Source organism: Pseudomonas sp. A214 (assembly GCF_900156295.1).
Lineage (GTDB): Bacteria > Pseudomonadota > Gammaproteobacteria > Pseudomonadales > Pseudomonadaceae > Aquipseudomonas > Aquipseudomonas rhizophila.
On record NZ_LT707062.1, the window covers coordinates 3,374,510 to 3,399,174 of the forward strand.

Here is a 24,665-nt window from a genome sequence, read left to right on the forward strand (position 1 = left end):
CAACCATGTGCATCAGAACAGCAGCAACCGAAACGGGCCTTTCAAATAACTTGAGCCGACTGGTGAAGCTGGCTCGAACACTGACCGTTGGCGCCGTGCTGCTAAGCGCGGTCAGTATCGATGCGTCCAGCCGCGTCGCGCCGAAACCGGACTGGTCGACCCGCGACATGCCTTCTCAGGAAGGTCGAATCGTCCTGATCACCGGCGGCACGAGCGGCATGGGGTACGAGGACGCACTGGCACTGGCCCGGGCCGGCGCCGACGTCATCATTGCTGCGCGCAACCCGGAGCGTGGCGCGCAGGCCATCGCGCAAATCAAAACATCCGTACCCGACGCCAAGGTGCAGTTCGAGGCCGTGGATCTGGCCAATCTTTCATCGGTGCGCAGCCTGGCCCAGCGTCTGAACCAGCGACTGCCGCGCCTGGATGTGTTGATCAATAATGCCGCCGTCATGGCGCCTCCTGAGCGGGGTACCTCCGCGGATGGCTTCGAGCTCCAGTTGGCGACCAACTACCTGGGGCACTTCGCACTGACCGGCCTGCTGGTGCCGTTGTTACGGCAAAGCCAGGACGCTCGCGTGGTGAGCCTTTCGAGCATCGCCGCGGCTCGCGGAACAATGAACTTCAACGACCTGCAGGCTGAGCAGCAGTACCAACCTTTGGCCGCCTACGCGCAGTCCAAGCTGGCCATCCTGCACTGGACCTTTGCCTTGCAGCAGCGCAGCGAGGCCGCAGGTTGGAACATTCGCAGCATCGCTGCGCATCCAGGCGTCGCCGTCACCGAGTTGGTCGCGCGTGGTCCGGGTCTGAACAGCGAGTTCGGCCAGCGATGGGCCAAGGATCGCGACGAATACCATTCAGCTGCCCAAGGGGCGCTGCCCACGCTGTATGCCGCCACCGCGCCTGAGGCGGTTGGCGGTGCCTACTACGGCCCCACCGGCGACGAGGAAAAGCGCGGCCCGTTGGGCTTCGCCAGGATGCCGCCGGCCGCCACCCATGAGGCGGATGCCGAACGGCTCTGGACCGTCTCCGAGCGACTGACCGGCGTCACCTACCGCTGATCATGCCTTGGGCACGGCAATCCGTTGCGTGCCCACTCTCTTGCCTGTTGTCGTCTTCCAGGAGTCTCCATGAGTGCGCCTTCCTACTTGCATCGACTGAGCCTTGCCGTGAACGCCCGTGATGATGAACTGCGTCCGGCGCTGTGCGGGTTCTTGTTGTTTCTCTGCCTCTTTACCGGCTACTTCATGCTGCGCCCGATACGTGAATCGATGGGCATCGCGGCGGGCGTGGAGAATCTGCAATGGCTGTTCACTGCCACGTTCCTGGTGATGCTGGCGGCCGTTCCGTTGTTTGCCTGGGTCAGTTCCCGGGTCCCGCGCCTGCGCCTCGTTGATTGGGTGTACGGCTTCTTCGGGATCAACTTGCTGATGTTCGTTGAATTGTTCGAGTTTCAATCGGACAGCGTCTGGCTCGCCCGTACTTTCTACGTATGGATATCGGTTTATAACCTTTTCGTGGTGTCCGTGGCCTGGAGCCTGATGGCGGATGTATTCGACAGTGAACAGGCCAAGCGGCTGTTTGCCTTCATCGCTGCCGGCGCCAGCATCGGCGGTCTGCTGGGGCCGGCCCTGAGCGCGGCGCTTATTGAGGCCATTGGTGCCTCGGGCTTGATGTTTCTGGCCGCGCTGTTGCTGGGTGTCACATTTGTATTGAAGCGGGCGCTGATGGGCTGGCGCGAAAAGGGCGGGGCTGGGCGGCCTGGTGCGGCACCGACGCAAAGCCCCGGGCAGCCACTGCAGGGCAATCCGTTCAGCGGTTTGACGGCGGTGCTCAGGTCACCCTACCTGTTGGGGATCGCCGGGTTCGTCGTGCTACTGGCGACGGTCACCACCTTTCTCTACTTCGAGCAGGCGCGCCTGGTGGCCGAACATTTTCCGAGTCGTGAGGCGCAGGTCCGGGTTTTCGGCACCATTGACTTCATCGTGCAGGCTGGCGCTCTGGTGTCTCAGCTGTTCATCACCGGGCGCATTGCGCCGAAGCTGGGGGTGCGTGCGTTACTGGCGATCGTGCCGCTGCTCATGTGCATCGGGTTCGTGGGTCTTGCGCTGGCCCCCGGCTTCGCACTGCTTGCCGCCCTGATGATCGTGCGGCGAATCGGTGAATACGCGTTCGTCCGGCCGGGCAGGGAAATGCTCTTCGCACCCTTGGATGCCGAGAGCAAGTACAAGGCCAAGAACTTCATCGACACCGTGGTTTATCGCGGCGGTGATGCGCTGAGCGGTTGGGCCAAGAGCCTGCTCGACATGCTGGGGCAGGGCACTGGCCTGGCGGCTCTGATCGGCGCGGGCTGCGCGCTGCTGTGGGCCTATCTGGGATGGCAATTGGGACAGCATGCCGATAACCAGCAGCAGGCACGGGGAGTGGGCGCCAGCGCCGTCGAAACATAACCCGGAGTACACAAAAGGCCACGCGGCGGGAGTGCGCGGGGTGGTTCATCATCGCATGAGTCCTGCCGGTCATCGCGTTCCCGGAATGCGCTGGAGATCAAAGTTTTATTCTGAAAAGTGTGCAGGCTCAGACGAACTTTCAGTGGTGTTGAACTTAATCGATAAAAGTATATTTCGGTCAGCGAATTAATGGAGGCGAATGCTCGGAAAGAATACCCGGCAACCCGTTGGGTAACGGGCCTATATTGATAATTTTTGTCCACTTGTCAACACGATTACAGCCCTTATTATTGCCTGACTGAGTGAATCGGAAGAGGGTTTTATGGGGCAGGTATTTGAAGGTTGCGTCAAAGTGATCGTTCCTTGTGGTTCATTAGGGGCGGGCGTTCGTGAAGAAGAAATTACTTATGGACTGGTGGCCGGTGCGCAAGCAATTGCCACGGACGCCGGTTCTACCGATAGCGGAGCAGCGTATCTCGCACTTGGAAAATCGAAGAATAACCGCGGGGCGGTCAAACGCGACTTGACGATATTAATGAAGGCGCAGGCCTGGTCCGGGGTGCCGATAATTGTCGGCACGGCAGGACAGGCCGGTGGCGATCTCAACCTGGACTGGACGCGCGATATAGTCCTGGAGGTTGCAGGAGAGTTGGGCGTCACACCAAAGATTGCGCTCATATATTGTGAACAGGACAGGGATACCGTTAAGCAACTGAACGCACAGGGGCGTATCAAACCGCTGCCGCCTCACGGTGAGCTCGATGACGCTACGGTGGACAGTTGTGAACACATTGTGGCGGCGCTGGGTGTAGAACCGTTCATTGCCGCGCTTGAAGCAGGCGCCGATATCATTTTGGCGGGTCGTTCGACCGACACGGCGGTCATTGCCTGTTATCCGATCTGGAAGGGCGCGCCCTGGGGGCCGTCCTGGCATGCCGGCAAAACGGGGGAGTGCGGTGTCCAGTGCGCCGTTAACCCGACATTGGGCTCGGGAATATTGCTCAGCGTTGATGCGCAGGGTTTCGACGTTGAGCCATTAAGTAAAGACAATCAGTGCACGCCCCATAGCGTCTCTGCACACATGCTTTATGAAAATAGCGACCCGTTTCGATTAGTGGAACCCGGCGGTATCCTGAACGTCGCACAAGCGCGCTACCAGAAGCTGAACGAGCGAGCCGTTCGTGTCGTAGGGTCTGAATGGGAGACGATGCCCTACACAATGAAGCTGGAGGGCGCCGCGGCCGGTCTCTATCAGACAATCATGTTAGTGGGTATCCAGGACCCTGATGTACTCAATGATATTGATGGGTTTCATGACCGCCTGCTGGAAGCCCTGTACACCCGGACCCGTCAATCCATCCCGCCGCAGGAGTTGGGAGAGTTTCATATCTCGCTGCGAATGTATGGCTGGAACGGCGTCACCGGCGTAAACCCCCCCGTTGGAACTTTGCCTCCGCCGGAAATAGGCATGCTATTTGTCGCCACAGCAGCGACTCAAGAAATGGCAAATACGATTGCCCAAGCATGCAATCCCTACTTTTTTCACTACCCCAGCGTAATGGGCAAGGAATTGCCTTCTTACGGCTTTGCTTTCACCCCGGCTGATATACCTCGCGGTCAGATTTATGAGTTCAAGTTAAATCACGTAGTGCAATTGGAGGACCCATTTGAGTTGGTGCGTATTCAATGGATCGATCTTTCCGAGTCAACGTTGGCTGTGAAGGAGTTGAGTTAATGGTTAAGTTGCGTGATGTATGCCGACATGTTCGATCCAAACAAGCCGGGCCGTTCTGGATTACCTTCGATATATTTTTTGACGGGCGTGAAAACTTTGAGCGTTACTCACAAAGTGCAGCACTTTCATCGGCGCAATTCGCAAGGCTCTATGGCACCGATCCGGCACGGGTGAAACATATTCCCGTTGCTGACCTGGAAATGGTCAAGATTTCCTACCCTCGCGCTACGCCGCAAGGCGGGATGGTGGAGCGCGACATGCATGCCGGCCAGCAATACGTACGTTTACTCGACGTCATTCTGGACTGAGAACCGCACGCGTCACCTGGCAACAGGTGATGCCGTCGCCGCCATCGGCGCAGACCCAACCCTGGTGCAGAACAGAGGCAACCATGAGCAATACGACTATTGCGCTGCAACTTGCAGAGTACGCGCATAAATTCAGGCATCAGCGACTGCCCGAAGAGATCATCGCGTTGGTGCGACAGCGCTTCATTGACAGTCTGGCGTGCATATTGGGGGCCTACGGAGCGGCGCCTGTGAATGCCGCTGTGTGTTATGCGGTTGCCAATCCCGCGCAGGCGTCCAGCGTGTTCGGAACAACTATCCAAACAACGCCAGAGATAGCGGCGTTTGCCAATGGCGTGATGGTCCGTTTCCTGGACTACAACGATGGCTATATGGGGCTGGAGCCGGGCCATCCGAGTGACAATATTCCGGCCTGCCTGGCGCTAGCAGAGGCCGAGGGGGCCACCGGGGCAGAACTCATTTCGGCCATTGTGCTGGCCTATGAGATCCAGATGCGACTGCAGGACGCGGCCAGCCTGAACAAGCGCGGCTGGGACCACGTCAATTACATAAATGTGGCGATGGCCGCGGCGGCTTCCAGTCTGATGAAGCTGGATGTGGCGCAGACCGCACAGGCAATCAATATAGCGTTGAGCGCTCATCTGGCCATGCGCCAGGTTCGCAGTGGATCCCTGTCGGACTGGAAGGGCTGCTCGGCCGCAAACGCTGCACGTAATGCGATCTTCGCTGCCCAGCTATCGCGTCACGGCATGACAGGCCCGTCGCCGGTGTTCGAGGGGGACATGGGGTTCTTTAAATTGGTCTCAGGCCCGTTCGACCTGGATACGGATCGTTTTGGTACGCCCGAGAATGGTGATTACGCTATACGGCGCTCCCTGACCAAGACCTTTCCCACCAACGGTGAGCTGCATACCGCGGTGTGGGCAGCCCTGGACATACGTGCCCGGATTGACGATCTCGATGATATCGCTTGCATCGTTATCCAAACGTCCGAGTTCAACCGTCGAGTGTTGGCTGACACCCCTGAAAAATGGTTGCCCAAAACGCGAGAGACGGCGGATCACAGCTTGCCCTACAACGTGGCCCGGGCGCTGCTCGACGGTGACATCACCATAGACTCTTATTCGCCGGAAAAAATGGCTGATCCCATGGTGGTTGCCCTGATGGGCAAGATCAGCGTGGTGGAGGATGGCGCGCTCACCGCGTTGTTTCCGCGTCATCTTGCCAACCGGGTCAGCGCCACGCTGGTGTCAGGCGAAATCGTCGTAAGCGAGATGATCAGCGGGCCGGGGTCCGTCGAAACACCGATGACCGATAGCGATTTTGAACGAAAATTCAGGAGGATGGCCTCACCTCATCTTGAAGAGTCGGCGCAGGCCAAGGTGCTTGGGTATGTGGCTGAACTTCAACACCAATCCGAATTCACATCGCTGTTTGCGGCCATGGTTGCTTCTGTCTAGTCACTGGCGAGGTGGGTCGCTCTTGGCAGAGTCCCCGTGTACCGAGCGCGGGGGCGAGCGTCATGATGCTGGTTGTATTGCTCGCTGGCGTGGGCTATCCAGCCGATCAATCTTCCGACACCCGCCAGTGCGATTTCCTGCCGATGCAACCCAAGCTTTCTACCGATGAAACTCACCAGGAGAATGAACTCCGGGGGGTATGCGACGAGTTCCGAGGCGACCGAAAAAGCTTTCTGCAGCTTGGCAAATTCGGGGTCGCCCTCGAAGGCAGCGGTCAACGCTTTCATCAGATTGGTAGCACGTGGGTCACTGACTGAGTGGACATTAGGTCCGAACCCGATGATGTGCCCCTCCTGACTGTACCGTTGCAATATCGGTTGGGTGGGATCGGTAGCTGTACAGATTTCCTCGATCATCCTGCTGGCGGCTTCGTTTCTGCCATAGGCGATCTTATGACCCCTGGCGGCCGCGAGTCCCGCGATCGCTGCGTAGTAGGGGGTGGCGCCGGTCGTGGCGGCAACGCGAACGCTGTGAGTGGCGTGGTCCAGTTCATGATCGACGCTGAGGATCAGAAGACGCCTGATCAGATCGGCGTGGGCTGGCGGGGCTGCGCAGGCCTGGGTAATGAATTCGTGCAAGGGTTGTGTGCTTGGTTGGGTCGCGCCCACGACCAACGCGGCAAACCATCTCACGACATCGGCGCCGGTGCGTGCATAGCTGTCGATGGAAAGATCGAAGGCTTTGGGGTTCTCCCTTTGAACCAGCGGGAAAAGCGCAATTGCCTTCTCCGGCGCTGACATGTGCTCATAGATCTTCAGCAGTTTGACGCTATCCTTCGGCGCGCGCGGCAGCGACGGTCCGAAGGCCGATGGCACCTGCCACATCAATCCGGCGACCTCCTCGACCGTGGCGTGGTCGGCGAGCTCGACGACGTCGTGCCCCCTGTAGAAGAGGCCGTCATCGGTGATCAATGTAATGGCGCTGTCCGATGACGACGAGCGCTTTGCAGCGTGCCCCGCGGGGCTTTTCACCAAGCGCTGGATGTCTTCGGCCCAATAGCGACGCTTGGGCGTATTGGCGATCTTGACGGACCGAATGTTCTTCCGGCTGACGTAGGCATAAAGGGTTGGAAGGCTGACCCCCAGCATTCCAGCCGCTTCTTCTGCCGAAAGGTAAAGGTCTTCTTGATCAGGCATGACGGATCCGAACAGGTTGATGGGGGGTTGTACATATTCATTAAATATACCTGCCTTGCGTCAATGTCTACCAGGATATCCATTTCGTCGTGTTTTCAAAGGGAGTCAGCAATGGACGGTCTACACAGAGGGACCGACGGACGCGGGCATCGAAATCCGACCAACTTCCCTGAGATATCTTTTAACGACCACGTTTGCCCCAGTATTTGCGGGATGTTGACGAAAAAAATCAAGATTTACAGGGTTTTCTCCCCTATGTAGATTCCTCGGGAGTGGCCGGTCGTTCACATTGATTTGCTACGACATTGATAAAAAAAACAAGAAAAGGTGATAGGCATGGCTTGGTTAGGTTTCGCAATGGTCATCACGTTTATGGCGTTGATCATCAGCAAGCGACTTTCTGCTGTGACGGCGCTCATCCTCATCCCGATCGCTTTCGGGCTGGCCAGCGGCGCCGGACCGGAGTTGGGCGGCATGGTGATGGAAGGCGTCCAGCAAGTGGCACCAACGGCATTGATGTTGATGTTTGCAATCCTGTATTTCGCAATCATGTTCGACGCCGGGCTGTTCGAACCCGCGGTTCGCCGGATTTTGCGTTATGTGGGAAACGACCCCCTTCGTGTGGTGCTCGGCACCGCTTTGCTGTCGTCGGTCATCTCCTTCGATGGGGATGGGGCTACGACGGTGCTGATCGTGACAACGGCGTTTTTGCCGCTTTACCTTCGCCTTGGGATGAACCCGCTCATCCTTGCACTGATGCTTCTATTGACCAATACGGTGGTTAACATCATCCCTTGGGGTGGGCCGGTAGCACGGGCTGCCAGCGCGCTGCATCTGGATGTCAGCGAGATATTCCTGGGCCTTGTACCCGCCATGTTTGCAGGTCTGGCCTACGCGTTCATCGTGGCAGTGTGGATAGGCCGCAAAGAGCGACGCCGTTTGGGGTGGACGCCCATGGCAAAGGACACTGTGTCTGAAGAGCTGCCTCTACCCCTTATCGAATCGGCCACGCAAAACCCCAGGCTGTTCTGGGTCAACCTGGCACTCACGGCCGCGCTGATGTACGCCATGGGTACAGGACTGGCACCGTTACCCCTGGTGATGATGGTGGGGTTTTCCCTGGCGTTGCTGATCAACTATCCACGTTTGGCGGACCAGAAAGCGAGAATCGCCGCTCATTCCGACAGTGTGTTGACGGTCATTGCCCTGATATTCGCTTCAGGGGTTTTCACTGGCATTCTATCCGGCACGGGAATGGTCGATGGGATGTCGGCGCGGATCGTGCAGATGATTCCTGATGGCGGCGGGCAGTACTTCAGCATCATTACCGCCCTTGTCGCGCTGCCGCTTAATTTCCTGCTTTCCAATGACGCGTTCTTCTTTGGGATCTTGCCGGTGCTTGGCGCGGCGGGCGCGGAATATGGCATAGACCCGATGCACATCGCCCGCGCCTCGGTGCTTGGGCAACCGGTTCACGCATTAAGTCCACTCGTTGCCGCTGTTTATCTCATCAGCGGGATTATCCAGCGGGACATGGGCGAGATGCAAAGATATTGCTTGTTGTGGGCAATCGGCAGCAGCCTCACGCTCATAGCAACCGCCATCGTTACAAGAGCAATTATTTAAAGATCCACCTGTATCCCTGCACTGCTTGTTTAAAGCAGTGCCAGCTCACGCCTGCTCATTGAGAAAATAAAAATAATAATTGAGGTGATCATGAAATCGACTAAAGCCGTCGCAATGACATATCTCGCTACGCTGTTTGCATCGGGCAGTTGTTTTTCTGCGAGTATCAGCTATCCGGATAGATTTCAGCATGAAGGCAAGTTGAATGCTTATCTTCGATCCATGTACATCAATACGCGAATATCCAACGACCTGATTGAGGACAGCTTCGGCGGGTTTTCGACTGGCTCCGAATTAGGTGGGGTAGGGGTCGGCGCGATCCTGGATTACAACTCTAACTACTGGGGCGGCGTCGTAGGCTTTGATGCATCCTTGTACGGTGTGGCAATGATCGATTCCGAGCAGGACAGCCGCGACCTGTTTGATAATGACGATGGTTCTAACGGTGGCTTTGCAAAAGTCGGGCAAAGTTACTTGAAGTTGCGCCACGTCGGCGAGGGATGGAACGCAGACTCACAAATAGGCCGAGGTCGATTTGACGCGGGCACCCTGGTCAGCAATGACACGCGACTCGTGCCGGGTTCCTATCAGGGCGCGCGTGCCCATTTCAACTTGACTGACGTGGGCATCGGCCCGCTACCCGGAACGATGGCTTTCGAAGCGGCTTATATCGATCGAAGTTCTCCGCGGGACAGGCAGGCGTTTGGAAAGCTGCTAAGCCAGTCGGGTGAGGACATAAGCAACGTCTTCACCTATGGGGTCAACTACGATCTAAAGGCCGTTGAGTTGAGCTATGCCCGTGGTGTGTCAAAGGACTTCAATGAAAATACCCGTTATGGCTTGACCCTGCAGGCACCTATCGGTGAAACGGCAGGGGTCATTTTAGACACCCAGTATTATCAGTTCCAAAAAGCGGGACGGCTGTGGGAGCAAGATTGGTCCGCCGGTGACGCGGCCTATGATAAAGAGGCCACGTGGTTAAACGTCAATCTTGGTTTATTGCTCGATAAGTTGCGCCTGGGTGTTTCTTTCTCCGAGACACACGCCGAACTGAGTAATGGCAACCTTGGCTACGCCTACTTCGATCACGCGGATAACGTGGACGGGAGAATGGATGCGTGGACCCGTTCCGGCAACGATTTCAACAATCATGGTGAAAGAACCTGGCAGCTAGGGGCCGAGTACGACCTGAGCGGTATTTCACTCTTGGGGGCGTCATTGGATGGGTTTAAAGTCATGGCGCTCTATAAGCAGGGAAACTTTGACGCCGTGAACCCGTTCAGTGGTCAGAAGACGGATGTTTGGGAAAGGCAAAACGAATACCGCGTTTATTATCGATTCGATGACAAAGAGTACGCCGGCCTTTCCGTTGGTTTGATTTATCTCGATTACAGAATCGACCAGGATTTTGTTGCGCTTGTTTCCGCCCAACCCAATAACGTTGTCAATGGCTCAGAAGCCCGGGTGTACCTGGATTATGCGTTTTGAGTGGAGTGTGCTCATGGAATACGGGTTATTTAAACTATGTCGGGAGGTGCGCGATGCCTAAAACTCGTCATCGGGTTGTCGTCACACAACGTTTTTTTGATTCGGCGACCCTTGATTTTCTCAAGCATTGCGGTTGTGAAGTCATCATCGCAGAACTTGCGCCGGGAGTTGCCGACGGAAGTTTGAGTGAGCGGCAATTGATCGACCTCCTGATTGACGCTGACGGGTGGATTTTAGGGCACGCGAATGTGACGGCCAGCCTGCTCGGTTCGCTCCCTCGGCTCAAGGTGATCTCCCGCCGTGGCGTGGGGTATGAGCGCATTGATACGGTGGCGGTGGAAGCGGCCGGAAAGGTCGCAACGATCGCCGTCGGTGGAAATGATGCAAGTGTCGCTGACCATACGATTGCGCTGATGCTCGCGGTGTGTCGCAAGCTAAAACAATGTCAGGCGGGGCTGTCTGCCAACGACTGGAGCATTCCCTTGGGCGGTGACCTGTATCGCAAAACGGTCGGAATCGTCGGATTGGGCAGAATCGGCAAAGGCGTCTTGCTGCGCCTCGCCGGGTTCGAAGTCAAACCCCTGATTTATGCCCCTCGCCCAGACAGTTCACAAAAAGCCAACGGGGGGCAGAGCTGCTTCGTAGATCTGGAGACCCTGTTTCAGGAAAGTGACTTCATTACGCTTCATGCCCCCCTTAACCCGCAGACCCGGGGAATGATTGACAGCCGCGCTTTAAAGTCGATGAAAGCTGGCGCCGTGCTGATCAATACCGCCCGAGGTGGCCTGGTGCGCGACGCGGATCTGTTGAAAGCCCTGCAACAGGAAGACATCGCCGGGGCAGGACTCGATGTGTTCGAAAGCGAGTCCGACCCTTCACTGTCGGCAGTGACAGAGCAGCTCATCAAACTTCCCAACGTGGTCGTGACCCCCCATGCCGGCGCCTCTACGGTGGAAGGCTTGAATCGCACCAATTTAATTGCAGCCCAGTGTGTGGTGGCGGTCCTGGAAGGGCGGAGCCCGCCTGGGCACTGTGTCATCGCAGACGGCCGTCGACATACCGTTGCAAAGGAAAATACATGAACGTCAAGATCAAGGTGCTTACGCCAACGGGTGCAATCGGCACCGGATTCCCGAGAGATGCGTTTGAGAAGGCGCTTCTGGAATGTCCCGATGTGATTGCAATGGATGCGGGGTCCACCGACTCGGGTCCGCACTATCTCGGTACTGGCACGACGAAGTCTTCTGCTTCGATATTGCGCGCAGAGCTTCGGGTCTTCATGCAGGCCCGGGAAAAGCTGGGGATCCCGCTCATCATTGGCAGCTGCGGAACCTGTGGTTCCGACGCGGGTGTCGATTTGATGCGCGGGCTCTGTGAGGAGGTCGCGGCAGAGCTGGGGCAGACCGTACGTATCGCGGGCATCTACAGCGAGCAGCCAGCAAGTTCTGTGAAAACAGCACTTTTGGAGAAGCGGATCAAACCGCTGCAGCTTGATTTTATTGATGATGCCTTGGTGGATCGCTGTTCTCGAATAGTCGCGCTCATGGGCGTGGAACCCTTCATTCATGCGCTCCAGGAAGGCGCGGACATCATCCTGGCCGGTCGCTCCACGGACACCGCCGTCATGGCGTCGCTCCCGATCATGCGAGGGGGGCATCCAGGGGCCGCCTGGCACGCCGGGAAGATTCTAGAATGTGGCGCATCCTGTACCACCACACCCGCCCAGGCCGTGGTCATGGCAACCATTGACGAAACGGGATTCACCATCGAGGCGATTGGTGAGGGTGCCCGGCTTACGCCACGATCGGTGATGGCTCACATGCTCTATGAGAACAGCAATCCCTACGTGCTCGTCGAGCCGGGTGGTGTGCTGGATGTCGAGGGGGCTGTGTACACCGCGATCGACGAGCGAACGGTGCGGGTAGAAGGCTCGATCTGGAAACCCAGTGAAGACTACACCGTCAAGCTGGAAGGTGCGGCGCCTTGCGGGTTTCAATCGGTTGTCATGAGTATTGTCCGGGACACCGAGTACCTTGAGCGCTTCGATGAATGGCTCGCCTGTCTCGATTCGGTGATGCGCCAGCGAATAGAAAAACATCTGAATATCGGATCGGGCGACTACGACCTGCAGTTTCGCGCGATTGGCAAGAACGCGGCGTTGGGGGATTTTGAATCGCGATCCGCCACCCCAGTGGAAATAGGCGTCATGGCCCTGGCGACTTCCGCAACTGCCGAACGCACGAAAGACATCGTCGCTTTGCTCAATCCTTACCTGTTGCACTTCCCGTTGCCAGGTGACAAAGACCTGCCCACCCATGCGTTTCCATTCTCTCCAGCCTCGATGGACCGGGGAGTGGTTTATGAGTTCGTGCTCAGCCATGTGATGGTCGTGGCGAATCCGTTGGCACCTTTTCGATTTGACATGAAAACCATTGAGGCGGCGTGAGATGAATACCATGGAAGCACTCGGCTACGAAATCCGCTCCAAGAACGCCGGCCCCTTTTCTTTGACCATTGATGTGTTTTGTCAGGACTCGGATGTTTTTGCCCAGCTGGCGGGCGAACCGAAACTGCAAGCGCCGGCCATTGCTCAGCTCTTTCGCCGGACCGTCGAGTCGATCAGCGTGTTTCGGATCGATGCATTGAATGTGATCAAGATCAGCCTGCCGCGTCCCGTGGTGCAGGGGGCTCTGCAGGATCGTGATATGCACGGCGCGCAATGGGCCTTCATGGTGAGGGACGCGATCCTGGAATCCGAACAATGACCAGCGCCAGCCATTCATCAAGGCAGGCTCTTAATGGCGCCGTTGTTCAACGTGGCGGCAGACAACCGATAATCAGAGGTGGCGATGTCCAGGCTCGGTGAGAAGTGCGACAACCCGAAAGTGGGCGGTGAGGGGACAGACGTGGTGCTCGTCGATCCTAACGAGGTTCATCCAGACCTGGTCAGCGTCGCGGCGACGTTACGCGAGCTGGGTCTGCTTCCTGTCGTCGAAGGAGAGATTCAGAAGGTTCGCGCGCAGTTGCAACGAATCAGCGCATGGGCGTCGCGACCCAGTGTGCCTTTGTCCTGCGAGCGCATGTTGGAGTTTTCGGTCAATTGTCGGGTTGTTCCGTGCAAGCTGTATTGGCCGGAAGACGATGAGACGCCCTTGCTGCTGTTCTATTGTCACGGCGGCGGGTTTCGACACGGAGCACTCGCCGATTGGGACGCTCCTCTGCGCCAGTTGGTGCGTGACAGCGGCTTGGCGGTGTTGTCCATCGGCTATGCCCTCTCGCCGGAATACCGTTTTCCAGTGGCGTTTAACGAGGTGGTGTCGATAGTCAGCAGGGTCATCAACCTGGGGACAATCACTCATTGTCCTGTGCGGGGGTATGCCCTGGGTGGGGACTCGGCGGGCGCCAATCTGGCCCTGGGCGCCGCCCTTGCGCTGCGCGACGCTGGAATGGATGCGGTGCGACAGCTGATGCTGTACTACGGCTCCTATTCCCGAGGCGTTTCTTCCGATTCGTGGCAGAGACTCGGTGGGTATGGCGGGCAAAACTTGTCTGCCAAAACGATGAGCGCTTATTGGGCGAGCTACCTGGCCGAGGATGAAGATGACTGGCGGGTGCAGCCGATCACCGCTGATCTGGCTGGGCTCCCGCCTGTGCGCTTGATCGTCGGAAAACTTGATCCGTTGTACGACGAAAACTGTGAGCTGGCGGATAAGTTGCACGCTGCCGGTGTGGCGACGCACCTGGAAGTCCTTGCGAACATGACCCACGGGTTCCTGCGATTCAATGAAGTTGCACCTGTCGTACGGGATGTGATTTTCACCCAAGCCACTGCGTTGCGTCAGGCACTGGCGTAGTGCGCCGTCCGGCCAGTCATCCTGATCCTGAACACTGACTCTCGTGGTCTCCAGACCATTGTGCTGGGGCCTTCTTCATCATGAGGCGAACGCTAAATGCTGATTCTTCGAACCCTTGCTTCTTCACTTGTGACGCGGATCTGTCTTGGGAGCATCATGACCCTTGCGTTCAACGCAATGGCTGCCGGTGAACTTCCGGTCGGGCGTGCCGCAGGTGATATGGAGCTTTCTGCGTTTTATCGCTGGCAGGATCCAATGCCCACTGTTTCCGGTGTCTTGCTGAGGAGCGAAACGCTCAAACCGCAGGAGCGGGTGCCAGCCGCGGCGCAAACCATACGCATGCTCTACAGTTCCACGGACCAGCGTTGGCACTCAGGCCAGGTGCCTGTCAGCGGCACGCTGTTCCTGCCGAGTGGTCCTGCTCCGTCTGAAGGTTGGCCGCTCTTGGCCTGGGCCCACGGTACGCTGGGGATCGCCGACATATGCGCGCCCTCGTGGACCGGGTTCAGAGCGCGTGACGCTGCGTACATCAATCGTTGGCTGGAGCGCGGATTCGCCGTCGTGGCAACTGACTATCAAGGTTTGGGGGGGCCAGGGCCTCACCCGTATACGGTCTGGCAGGCCGAAGGCAGCTCTGTCCTGGATGCAGTTCGTGCCGCTCGTGCACTCAAGCCCGGTGTGATTGCCAACCGCACGATCCTGGCGGGGCAGTCCCAGGGGGGCGGCGCCGCTCTGGGCGCGTCGATACTCGCCGCCAGCTATGCACCTGAACTCAATATTCTCGGTGCGGTTATCACAGCGCCCAATAGTACATTCCCCGACGGGCCCATCGCGCTTGAGGCGCGCCATTCCAATACGATCTTCCTGTCGTTGGCCACTGGCGGGTTACGCGACAACGCGCCCCGAATAGACGACCTACTGACGCCTGAAGGGCTGCAGCTTCTCGACGTTGCCCGGCAAAGCTGTACGCGGGAAATTGCCCTCAAGTCGCGGGAGCTGAAAATCGGTTCGTTTTCGCAGTTGCTGACCATCAGTGCGCAAGCGTTGAGCGCTCTGCGCACGCCCACGACCGATATGCCCCAGGCAACGATCGCTTTTCCATTGCTGATTGCCACCGGCCAGGCCGATGAGACCATCACCCCGGTACGACAGTATGCGGTGGCGGCGGCGCTGTGCGCGGCTGGAAACCAGGTCACCTGGAAAACCTATGAAGGATTGGGGCATGACGGGGTGATGCACGGCTCGTTGAATGAAGCGTTTGCGTTTGCACGCGCCCAACTCGAGGGGCAGGGCTATGATTCGAACTGCGCCACGATCCAGCGACCTGGGGCGCCGGGTGAAAGGGATCCGAGCGCTCCATTCAACGATGATTGAACACGGGTGAATCCTTCGCTCATCATCTAACCGCCATCCTTATCGACTGTCAGCCGATGCCGGTCGATAAGCGCTGCGAAGGCGTCAGAATTCACGCCCCCATAGGCGGTCCAGTGAGTGACGACCGGCCCCCTTGAAGGCGATATAAGTGAAAAGAAAGCCCATCAATACCGGGTATTCGATGCCACGGTCTATCCAGGGCCAGTTCGGGCCAAGGATGTAAGCGATCGCCGCCATCTGTATGGCCATCGCCACCGCCAATGGCCGGGTGGCCAACCCTAGCGCCAGCAGCAACCCACCCAAACCTTCAAGCCAGGCGACGAACAGACCCAATAGCGCGGGGAATGGCAAATGCAGCACGTTTGCGATCAAGTGAATCGAACCCGCCATGGGATCCGCCATCGAGCCGTGTGAAGTTCCCAACAGCTTGGGCAAGCCATGGGTCACCATGATGATCCCCAGGCATAACCTGAGCATTGCATAGGCGAGAGGCTCGCCCCATTGATAAAAAATACCCAGGGCCGGGATGACCAGCTTCGAGGGCTGTTCAGCATTGGGAGCATGAGATGTCGGTTTCATCTGAATGATGTCCTGGAGTCGTTTATCAAAAGGTTGACGGGGACAGTGTGGTGTCTTCCTGGCGATGGATAAATCGACGGGGCTGCCATGACCATTCACCTGCCATAAACAATCGGCCTACGCTGGACCTTGCACCGTCGTGAAAGTGATACTGGTTGCTTCGATGGGGTGGATTAGTCAGGCATCGCGGGTAAGACTGTTCATCTCTCACCAATAAAAGGGCGTCACACGATGGACAAATTCGATGCCTTGCAACTGTTCATTCGCATCATCGAGCAAGGTAGTTTTACTCGTGCAGCCAACGGTCTGAATATCCCGCGGGCCACAGCTACGCTGGCCATCAAGGAACTGGAGCGGCAACTCGGTGCGCGTCTGCTCGAGCGTACAACCCGGCGGGTGCGGCCGACACTCGACGGCCAGGCCTTCTATGAGCGATGCAAGGCTGTGCTCGCAGATCTGGAGGACGCCGAGTCTTCACTCAGCACGGTCGTGGCGAATCCGCGCGGCACTTTGCGTCTGGATTTGCACGGGACCCATGCGACTCGGATCATCCTGCCGAACATCCAGGATTTTCATCGGCGCTATCCCCAAATCAACCTGGTCATCAGCTGCGGCGACCGGCTGGTGGATCTGGTGAGCGAAGGCGTCGATTGCGTGGTCCGTGCAGGTAACCCGCGTGATTCTTCGCTGGTGGCCAAGCGGCTGGCGTTGATGCCTGAAGTGGTCTGTGCCAGCCCCGGCTATCTGGCCGAACACGGCACGCCTATGTTTCCACAGCAGCTTGCTGAACATCAGGCCGTGGGCTTCTTTGCCAGCAATCATGACATACGTTACCCGTTCACCTTTGTCATTGACGGCCAAGTGGTCGAGCTGGAGCCGGGGGGCTGGATTTCAGTGAATGACGCCGAGTCTTACTGCTGCTGTGCGTTGAACGGCTGTGGACTGATCCAGGTGCCGCGCTTTCGCGTGGAGCAATACCTGGCGTCAGGGGAGTTGGTCGAGGTTCTCGGTGACTGGCCCAGTCCAGGACTCCCGGTTTCGGTGTTGTATCCCTATCACCGCCAGCTCTCTCCACGACTCAAGGTGTTTGTCGAGTGGGTGGGTGCCCTGTATGCCGAACGCTTTGGCCCGCTGACCTGAAGGCCTTCGCTTCATGTACTGCTCGATGGACGCAACGGCAGTTCGCGCAAGCGTTGACCCGTCAGGGCGAAGACCGCGTTGGCCACCGCCGCAGCGATGGGGGGCGTTGCGGGTTCGCCTACACCGCCAGGGCTCTCGGTGCTGGGCAGCACATGCGCCTCGATCTGCGGCATTTCGTTGATGCGCAGCACCCGGTAATCGTGAAAGTTGGACTGTTGGATACGACCCTCCTTGATGCTCATCTGCCCGAACAGCGCTGCGCTGAGGCCGAAGACAATAGCGCTTTCCATCTGTGCCTTGATGTTGTCAGGGTTGACCGGGATGCCGCAGTCGATCGCGCACACCACGCGATGAACGCGGATATTCCCACCTTCGATGGAAACCTCCACCGCTTGAGCACAGTAGCTGCCAAATGATTGATGTACGGCGAGGCCGTGGCCGCGTCCCGGTGCTGGCGTGCGCCCCCAACCGAAGCGTTCGGCGGCAAGGTTCAACACGCCCAGGTGCCGTGGGTCCGATTCAAGCAGCAGGCGGCGATACGCCAGTGGGTCCTGTCCGGCGGCGTGTGCCAGCTCATCCACCGCGCTCTCCATGACGAAGGCGTTGTGGCTGTGTCCAACGGAGCGCCAATACCACACCGGAATGTTCGACCGAGGGGCGTGCGCTTCGACCCGATAGGCCGGGCTGCGCATGATGTAGGGCGAGTCGCTCATGCCTTCGACAGACGTCGGGTGAATGCCCGACGCATCCGGAAATATCGATTGCCCCGCCGTGGTTTGCGACCAGGCCACCGGTCGCCCGTCCGCCCCCAAGGCAACGCGCAGGTGTTGGGCGAAGGCTGCCCGGTAGTAACCACCCTGCATATCATCCTCGCGACTCCAGAGGGTTTTCACTGGCACATTCACAGCCTTGGCGACTTCCACCGCTTCGGCGATGAAATCCTGCAGGGCACGCCTGCCAAAACCACCGCCCAGGAAGGTGGTGTGAATACGGATTTGCTCAGGGGCAAGACCGGTGATCTTTGCCGCGGTTCGTTGATTGAACGTTTGCATCTGGCTGCCGACCCAGATGTCACAGCCATCGTCGCTGAGCTTCACGGTGCAGTTGAGTGGCTCCATTGTGGCGTGCGCGAGGTAGGGCACGCTGTACGCCATCTCGACTACCTTGCGGGCAGACTTCAGGGCTTGCTCCACCTCGCCGCGTTGCGTGACGACTTCACCCGGTGTGTGGGTCAGGGCGGTTAAATCCTGGCGTTGCTGGTCGCTGTCGAGGATGACGGTGCCGCTTGCAGCCTCCCATTGCACTTGCAGCGCATCGCGCCCGCGCTTGGCCGCCCAGTAGTGATCAGCGACGACCGCAATGCCGCTGGGGACCTGAACCACATGGCGTACGCCGGGCAGGGCCTTGGCCTGGGTCGCATCGAAGGCGCGGACGCTGCCGCCGAGCATCGGCGCCCGTGCAACCACGGCGCAGAGCAATCCTTCGAACTGGACGTCGATGCCATACTTCGCGCGACCGCTGATCTTTTCTGGCGAGTCCAGCCGTAGGGCGCCCTTGCCGATGAGCGTCCAGGCTGCCGGATCTTTCAGGGGCAGCGTCGCCGGATCCGGCACCGGGAGCGTGGCGGCCTGTTCGGCCAGTTCGCCATAGCGCAGACGGGTGTTGCCGGCGATGACCTCTCCATGTTCTGTGCGCAATGCGCTGGGGGCCTGGCCAAGACGAATGGCCGCTGCCTGGATCAACAGCGCCCGCGCCATTGCGCCCGCCCGGCGATAACGCTCGAACTCATCACGAATGCTGGAAGAGCCGACCGTGCCCTGAAACCCACGCCGCAGACTGGCATAGACGGCGGCGGCCGGCGCATGCTCGACCTTGAGTGTGTTCCAGTCAGCGTCCAGTTCTTCGGCGATGAGCAGGGTCAGGGTGGTCCAGACCCCCTGACCCATCTCGGAATGGGCCAGGAAAATGGTGATGCTGTCATCCGCGGCTATGCGCAGAAATGCATTGGGCGCGAATTCGGCGGACTCCAGGTCTTGCGCCATCAGGCGTCTGCCAGCGGGCACCGTGAAACCGACAATCAGGCCAGTGCCGAGCACGGTGCCAGACTTAAGAAAACTGCGACGAGAAGAGACAATCATGGCATTCATTGCAGAGCACTCCCTGGCTGAAAGGTGGCTGAGAGGATGGGGTCAGGCTTTGCTCAGTTCGGCGGCCCGGTGGATTGCCAAACGAATGCGCTGGTACGTACCGCAACGACATAGATTGCCGGCCATGGCCTGATCGATGTCGGCGTCGGTGGGGGCAGGGTTGCTGGTCAGCAATGCAGAGGCGGCCATGATCTGACCGGACTGGCAATAGCCGCACTGGACCACATCCAGTTCGGTCCAGGCACGCTGAACCGGATGGCTGATATCGGCTGACAGCCCTTCGATAGTGGTGATTTTTTTACCGGCCAGGGCACCGACCGGCGTGATGCAACTGCGCTGGGGCGAGCCGTCGATATGCACGGTGCAGGCGCCACATAGGCCCATACCGCAACCGAACTTGGTGCCGGTCATGTTCATGAGGTCTCGAATGACCCATAACAGCGGCATATCGGCGGGCGCATCCACCTCCAGTTCGCGTTCATTGACCTGTAGCTTCATCGTTGACTCCCAGTCTGCGAAGAGAAGATCCGTGGCGACATTGAAGACACCGATGGCGACGGATACCGGCGCGCTCAAACCGGATCGATGATCGGCAATCACTCACCGGCTTTGTCGCCAATGGGGATCGAGAGGGAGCTTACAAGGCAGCTGCTCCGGCTATAAAGCCAGCAGATTTGAATGGTCTGTGCAGGGCGCAATAACAATATCGGCCGATTCTGGAGGGGGCGGTGAGGCGCTCGACTATCGGCGCGGTAGCCTCGGCCCGAGGCTACCGGCTTGGTATCTATTGAGCTTTTGCATAGCGTCGGTCGGACTTGCCGGCCTTGAGAATTGCCCCTGGCACCGGGTGACCGACCAGCGTTGGCAGGGTGGCCGCCGCCGCCAGCAGTTTGTCCAGGTCGACACCGGTGTCCAGGCCCATGCGCTGGAACATGTGCACCAGATCCTCGCTGCAAATATTACCGCTGGCGCCAGGTGCATAGGGGCAGCCGCCCAGCCCTCCGAGCGAGGCATCGAAACGATCAATACCGGCGTCCAGTGCCGCCAGGGCATTGGCCAGTCCCATGCCTCGGGTGTTGTGAAAGTGTAGGGTAAACGGGGTCTGCGGCCAGCGCGCCAGGGCTTCACGGCAGATGCGCGCGACCTGCGCCGGATCGGCCATGCCAGTGGTGTCACACAAGGTCACGCCCTGCACGCCAATGTCCAGCAAGCGTTGGATCAGCCCGTGGACCCGCGCTTCGGCGACCTGACCTTCGAACGGGCAGCCGAAGGCGGTCGACAACGAGGCATTGATGAACACGCCGCTTCCCTGGCTGACGGCAATGATCTGGCGGAACTGCTCGAGCGATTGTTCGGCAGTCATGCGCAGGTTGGCCACGCCGTGGCTGTCGCTGGCCGACATCACCAGGTTGATCTCGTCAACCTCGCAGGCCAATGCCCGCTCACAGCCCTTCACATTGGGCACCAGCACGCTGTATTCCACCCCTGGCACGCGACGGATGCCGCGCATCACCGCTTCGGCATCGCGCAGGCTGGGAATCGCTTTGGGCGAGGTGAAGGAGGTGACTTCGATCTTCGCCAGACCGGTTTGTGCCAGGCGATCGATCAGGGCGATCTTGTCTTCGCTGGGGATGAACTGGGCTTCGCTCTGGAAGCCGTCGCGGGTGACGACTTCCTGGATGTACAGGCGTTTGCTCATGGGGCGGTTCTCCGGGTAACGGTGAGGAGCGCAAGCTGTTTTGCAGGCGCGTCCTTGTTCAGATGATGCCGCGCTCGCGCAGGCCGCGGACCTGTTCGCCGCTCAGGCCCAGACCGGCCAGCAGGTGGTCGGTGTGCTCGCCCAATTGCGGGCCGCCGGCGCCGAGACGCCCTGGGGTGCGGCTGAGTTTGGGCAGTACACCCGGCACTTTCAGCGCGCCGGCGCTGGTCTGCACGGTCTCGATCATCTGGCGCGCGAGGTAGTGCGGGTCCTTGACGATATCGGCGGCGGTGTAGGGGAAACCGGCCGGCACCAACGCCTGATTCAGTGCTTCCAGGACCTGGTCCCGGTCGCGTTGCCGGGTCCACTCGGCGATGGCAGCATCGATGCGCTCGGCATGTTCGCCGCGTCCGTCGTTATGCGCCAGGCGCGGGTCCTCGGCCAGATCCGGGCGGCCGATCAGGTGCATCAATCGTTTGTAGATACTGTCGCCATTGCCGGCAATCAGTACGAAATGCCCGTCGTTGCAGGGGTAGGAGTTGGACGGCGTGATACCCGGCAGAGCGCTGCCGGCGGGCTCGCGAATGTATCCGCAGGCGTCGTACTCCGGCACCAGGCTTTCCATCATCGCAAACACCGATTCGTACAGCGCCACGTCAATGAACTGGCCCATGCCGCTGTTCTGGCGCTCCTGCAAAGCGAGAAGCACGCCGATGACCCCATACAGGGAAGACAACGAATCGCCCAGGCTGATGCCGACCCGTACCGGTGCCTGACCCGGATAACCGGTGAGGTGACGCAGGCCGCCCATGGCCTCGCCGATGACACCGAAGCCGGGGCGGTCGCGATAGGGACCGGTCTGCCCGTAGCCGGAGATGCGCAGCATGATCAGGCGCGGGTTGATCTTCGACAGCGTGTCCCAGCCCAGTCCCCAACTTTCCAGGGTGCCGGGGCGAAAGTTCTCGACCAGTACATCGGCTTCGGCCACCAGCCGGCGAACAATCTCCTGACCTTCCGCTGCTTTCAGGTTGAGGGTCAACGACTGCTTGTTGCGTGACTGCACATGCCACCAGAGCGAGGTGCCGTCCTTGAGCTTGCGCCACTTGCGCAGCGGGTCGCCAACACCCGGCGGCTCGATCTTGATCACCTGGGCACCAAACTCACCGAGCATCTTGCTGGCGAACGGGCCGGCGATCAGTTGGCCCATCTCCAGGACCTTCAGGCCCTGCAGCGCCATGCTGCTTGCGTGTTGTTCTGTCATGTCTGCACCTTTGGGTCGTGCGCTGTTCTTTGTCAGGCAGGATGGCTCAGGCCCATGGACTGAACAATTGATCAATGACCAAGCCAGGCTTCGTATCCTGCGAAGTACCACCTGTGAGAACCTTGAAACTGTTCTTCATCGTGCTGCACGTCGTGATACACGACTGACAGGAGGCCGCGCCTATGCGTCGTATCGATTTCGTCACCCTCAAGCTGTTTGTCGCCATCGCCGATGAGCGCAGCCTGACCAAGGCCGCCGAGCGCGAGCACCTGGCCCTGGCGGCGGTGAGCAAACGGGTCAGCGACCTGGAAAACCAGCTGGGAATCGCCTTGCTCTACCGCCAGCCCAAGGGCGTCGAACTGACGCCGGCCGGGCATGCGCTGCTGCATCACGCGCGCAATATGATGGACAACCTTGCGCAGATGAATGCCGACCTCAGCGAGTTCAGCGAGGGGGTCAAGGGGCATGTGCGCATTCACGCCAACACCTCGGCGGTGATCGAATTCTTGCCCGAGGACCTCAGTGCTTTTACCCGTTTGCACCCGCAGGTCAAAATCGATCTGGAAGAGCGGGTCAGCAGCGAAGCCATCCGTGCGGTGCGCGAAGGGCTTACCGATATCGGCATTTTTGCCGGCCATGTGCCCGCCGATGAACTGCAGGTGTTCAACTACCGCCACGATCGGTTGGTGCTGGTCACTCCACGCGCGCATCCGCTGGCCGAGCGCAGCCGCATCAGCCTGCACGAAGCGGTCAGCTACGACTTCATCGGGTTGCAGCAGGACGCCTCGTTGCACGGCCTGCTGCAACAGGCAGCGCGTCATTTGGGTACGCCACTGCGCCTGCGTATCCAGGTGCGCAGCTTCGAAGCCATTTGCCGGATGATCCACACCGGCATGGGGATCGGCATCCTGCCGGAGCTTGCCGTGCGGACCTATCTGCCGGCGCTCGATGTGCAGGTCATTGCGCTGGACGATCCCTGGGCGCGTCGCGAGTTGAAGATTGCCGTGCGCAGCCTGGAAGCGCTGTCGATGACGGCACGCCAGATGCTCGAACACCTGATGAGCAGCGAACAACGGGAGGCTTCCATGGTCGAGCCTTCGTGAAAGCCGAAGGCAGCATTGTTCAAATATGAATTTCAGTGGCGTAGGGACGGGGGGTAGAGTCCAAACGGACTGAGGGGGATACGTCCCCAACGCTCGAACAAAAACAATAGGAGCTCACCATGAAGTATCCATCCGTGCGTCGTGGCCTGACCGGGGTGCTTGCCAGCTTTGCCCTGGTCGGTGCGTTGTCTGTCCAGGCCGCCGAGCCGATTCTGATCAAGTTCTCCCACATCACCGCCGACAGCACGCCCAAGGGGCAGGGCGCCCTGATGTTCAAGAAGTTGGTGGAGGAGCGCCTGCCGGGTAAAGTCGAAGTGCAGGTCTACTCCAATTCGTCGTTGTACGGCGATGGCAAGGAGATGGAAGCGTTGCTGCTGGGTGAGGTGCAGATGTTGGCGCCGGCACCCTCGAAACTGGAGCAGTACACCAAGCAATTGCAGTTGTTCGACTTGATGTTCCTGTTCGACGACGTGGCGGCAGCGCAGCGCTTTCAACAGTCGGACAAAGGCAAGGCGCTGCTCAGGTCAATGGAAGGCAAGGGCATCACCGGGCTGGCCTACTGGCTCAACGGTATGCGCCAGTTGACCGCGAACAAGCCGCTGGTCAAGCCAAGTGATGCCCGCGGGCAGAAGTTCCGCGTGCAGCCCTCTGACCTGCAGGCCGCGCAATACAGCGCATTGCGCGCAGTGCCGCGCAAGATGGCGTTCGCCGAGATCTACCAGGGCCTGCAGACGGGGGTGGTGAATGCTCAGGACAACCCCTGGTCGAACATCTATTCCCAGAAATACTATGAAGTGCAGAAGTACATGACCGAGTCCAACCATGCCATCGGCAACTACCTGCTGATCGCCAACACCAAATTCTGGAATGGTTTGCCGGCAGATGTACGCGATGAGCTGGAGCAGATCATCGATGAGGTCACTGTCGAAGTGAACAAGCAGGCCGAGGTGCTCAATCAGAAGGCCAAGCAGGGCATCATCGATTCGGGCAAGAGCGAGATCATCAGCCTGACCCCACAGCAACGTGATGCCTGGCGCAACGCCGTGCGTCCTGCCTGGAAAGCCTTCGAAACGCAGATCGGTACCGAACTGATCGAAGCGGCCCAGGCGGCCAACCAATCCAACTGAAGTTCCCCAGCCACGGTCGCCCGTTCGGGGTGGCCGAAGGCGTCTCTCGAAGTTTGCCTTGCTGCTGGTTCTGATCGTGATCACTGACATCCCGGCCATCTCCCTGGGGCTGCCGAAC

The 24,665-nt window shown here is 59.1% G+C and carries 21 protein-coding genes; 15 read left to right on the top strand and 6 right to left on the bottom strand.

Annotation, left to right across the window (positions count from 1 at the left end):
• The first annotated feature begins 5 nt into the window (after positions 1-5).
• The 5 genes from BW979_RS15120 to BW979_RS15140 all read left to right on the top strand — a co-directional run bounded on the left by BW979_RS15120 (position 6) and on the right by BW979_RS15140 (position 5,953).
• Positions 6-1,061 (top strand): oxidoreductase, encoded by a 1,056-nt coding sequence (locus BW979_RS15120; RefSeq protein WP_076384211.1) that lies wholly within the window; start codon positions 6-8, stop codon positions 1,059-1,061.
• Between the two features lie 69 nt (positions 1,062-1,130).
• Positions 1,131-2,450 (top strand): NTP/NDP exchange transporter, encoded by a 1,320-nt coding sequence (locus BW979_RS15125; protein ID WP_076384213.1) that lies wholly within the window; start codon positions 1,131-1,133, stop codon positions 2,448-2,450.
• 322 nt (positions 2,451-2,772) lie between these two features.
• Entirely contained in the window at positions 2,773-4,185 is a 1,413-nt protein-coding gene (locus BW979_RS15130; RefSeq protein WP_076384215.1) for an acyclic terpene utilization AtuA family protein, read from the top strand.
• Positions 4,185-4,493 (top strand): DUF4387 domain-containing protein, encoded by a 309-nt coding sequence (locus tag BW979_RS15135; protein ID WP_047225592.1) that lies wholly within the window; start codon positions 4,185-4,187, stop codon positions 4,491-4,493. Before BW979_RS15130 ends, BW979_RS15135 begins: the two co-directional genes overlap by 1 nt.
• Positions 4,494-4,576: 83 nt before the next feature.
• The gene (locus BW979_RS15140) at positions 4,577-5,953 is read left to right on the top strand and encodes an MmgE/PrpD family protein (RefSeq protein ID WP_172833793.1); all 1,377 of its coding nucleotides are present in this window, start codon (positions 4,577-4,579) and stop codon (positions 5,951-5,953) included.
• On the opposite strand, the gene BW979_RS15145 is transcribed toward BW979_RS15140, so the two are convergent.
• On the bottom strand, positions 5,950-7,149 hold the full coding sequence (locus BW979_RS15145; protein WP_076384217.1) for a citrate synthase: 1,200 nt from the start codon (positions 7,147-7,149) through the stop codon (positions 5,950-5,952). The two genes, BW979_RS15140 and BW979_RS15145, sit on opposite strands and share 4 nt — an antisense overlap.
• A 336-nt stretch (positions 7,150-7,485) precedes the next feature.
• Here BW979_RS15145 and BW979_RS15150 point away from each other — a divergent pair, with 336 nt between their 5' ends.
• From BW979_RS15150 to BW979_RS15180, 7 genes are all read left to right on the top strand, one after another.
• The gene (locus BW979_RS15150; protein ID WP_076384219.1) at positions 7,486-8,775 is read left to right on the top strand and encodes a CitMHS family transporter; all 1,290 of its coding nucleotides are present in this window, start codon (positions 7,486-7,488) and stop codon (positions 8,773-8,775) included.
• A 90-nt stretch (positions 8,776-8,865) separates the two neighbouring features.
• On the top strand, positions 8,866-10,263 hold the full coding sequence (locus BW979_RS15155) for an OprD family outer membrane porin (protein ID WP_076384221.1): 1,398 nt from the start codon (positions 8,866-8,868) through the stop codon (positions 10,261-10,263).
• Between the two features lie 53 nt (positions 10,264-10,316).
• Positions 10,317-11,345, top strand: a complete 1,029-nt coding sequence (locus BW979_RS15160; RefSeq protein WP_047225596.1) for a phosphoglycerate dehydrogenase — start codon at positions 10,317-10,319, stop codon at positions 11,343-11,345.
• Complete coding sequence (locus BW979_RS15165) at positions 11,342-12,709, top strand: acyclic terpene utilization AtuA family protein (protein ID WP_047225597.1); 1,368 nt, start codon at positions 11,342-11,344, stop codon at positions 12,707-12,709. Before BW979_RS15160 ends, BW979_RS15165 begins: the two co-directional genes overlap by 4 nt.
• Before the next feature lies 1 nt (position 12,710).
• Positions 12,711-13,028 carry a DUF4387 family protein gene (locus tag BW979_RS15170; protein ID WP_047225598.1) on the top strand — a complete coding sequence of 106 codons (318 nt, stop codon included), beginning with the start codon at positions 12,711-12,713 and terminating at the stop codon, positions 13,026-13,028.
• A gap of 84 nt (positions 13,029-13,112) precedes the next feature.
• Positions 13,113-14,117 carry an alpha/beta hydrolase fold domain-containing protein gene (locus tag BW979_RS15175; RefSeq protein ID WP_047225599.1) on the top strand — a complete coding sequence of 335 codons (1,005 nt, stop codon included), beginning with the start codon at positions 13,113-13,115 and terminating at the stop codon, positions 14,115-14,117.
• 156 nt (positions 14,118-14,273) lie between these two features.
• Positions 14,274-15,491: an alpha/beta fold hydrolase gene (locus BW979_RS15180; RefSeq protein ID WP_076386622.1), complete on the top strand. Its 1,218-nt coding sequence runs from the start codon at positions 14,274-14,276 to the stop codon at positions 15,489-15,491.
• 84 nt (positions 15,492-15,575) lie between these two features.
• On the opposite strand, the gene BW979_RS15185 is transcribed toward BW979_RS15180, so the two are convergent.
• Positions 15,576-16,070: a DoxX family protein gene (locus BW979_RS15185; protein ID WP_076384223.1), complete on the bottom strand. Its 495-nt coding sequence runs from the start codon at positions 16,068-16,070 to the stop codon at positions 15,576-15,578.
• A gap of 231 nt (positions 16,071-16,301) precedes the next feature.
• Between BW979_RS15185 and BW979_RS15190 the strand changes: the two genes are divergently transcribed.
• Complete coding sequence (locus BW979_RS15190) at positions 16,302-17,210, top strand: LysR family transcriptional regulator (RefSeq protein ID WP_076384225.1); 909 nt, start codon at positions 16,302-16,304, stop codon at positions 17,208-17,210.
• Positions 17,211-17,221: 11 nt separating this feature from the next.
• On the opposite strand, the gene BW979_RS15195 is transcribed toward BW979_RS15190, so the two are convergent.
• From BW979_RS15195 to BW979_RS15210, 4 genes are all read right to left on the bottom strand, one after another.
• Complete coding sequence (locus BW979_RS15195; protein WP_076384227.1) at positions 17,222-19,357, bottom strand: xanthine dehydrogenase family protein molybdopterin-binding subunit; 2,136 nt, start codon at positions 19,355-19,357, stop codon at positions 17,222-17,224.
• 42 nt (positions 19,358-19,399) lie between these two features.
• Positions 19,400-19,855, bottom strand: coding sequence for a (2Fe-2S)-binding protein (locus BW979_RS15200; protein WP_076384229.1), 456 nt, complete (start codon positions 19,853-19,855; stop codon positions 19,400-19,402).
• Between the two features lie 286 nt (positions 19,856-20,141).
• Positions 20,142-21,056 carry a hydroxymethylglutaryl-CoA lyase gene (locus tag BW979_RS15205; RefSeq protein ID WP_076384231.1) on the bottom strand — a complete coding sequence of 305 codons (915 nt, stop codon included), beginning with the start codon at positions 21,054-21,056 and terminating at the stop codon, positions 20,142-20,144.
• A gap of 58 nt (positions 21,057-21,114) precedes the next feature.
• On the bottom strand, positions 21,115-22,317 hold the full coding sequence (locus BW979_RS15210) for a CaiB/BaiF CoA transferase family protein (protein ID WP_076384233.1): 1,203 nt from the start codon (positions 22,315-22,317) through the stop codon (positions 21,115-21,117).
• A 182-nt stretch (positions 22,318-22,499) separates the two neighbouring features.
• On the opposite strand from BW979_RS15210, the gene BW979_RS15215 reads away from it, so the two are divergent.
• Together BW979_RS15215 and BW979_RS15220 are read left to right on the top strand one after the other, a co-directional pair.
• Entirely contained in the window at positions 22,500-23,420 is a 921-nt protein-coding gene (locus tag BW979_RS15215; RefSeq protein WP_047225606.1) for a LysR family transcriptional regulator, read from the top strand.
• Positions 23,421-23,539: 119 nt separating this feature from the next.
• Positions 23,540-24,547: a TRAP transporter substrate-binding protein gene (locus tag BW979_RS15220; RefSeq protein WP_047225607.1), complete on the top strand. Its 1,008-nt coding sequence runs from the start codon at positions 23,540-23,542 to the stop codon at positions 24,545-24,547.
• Positions 24,548-24,665: the final 118 nt, after the last annotated feature.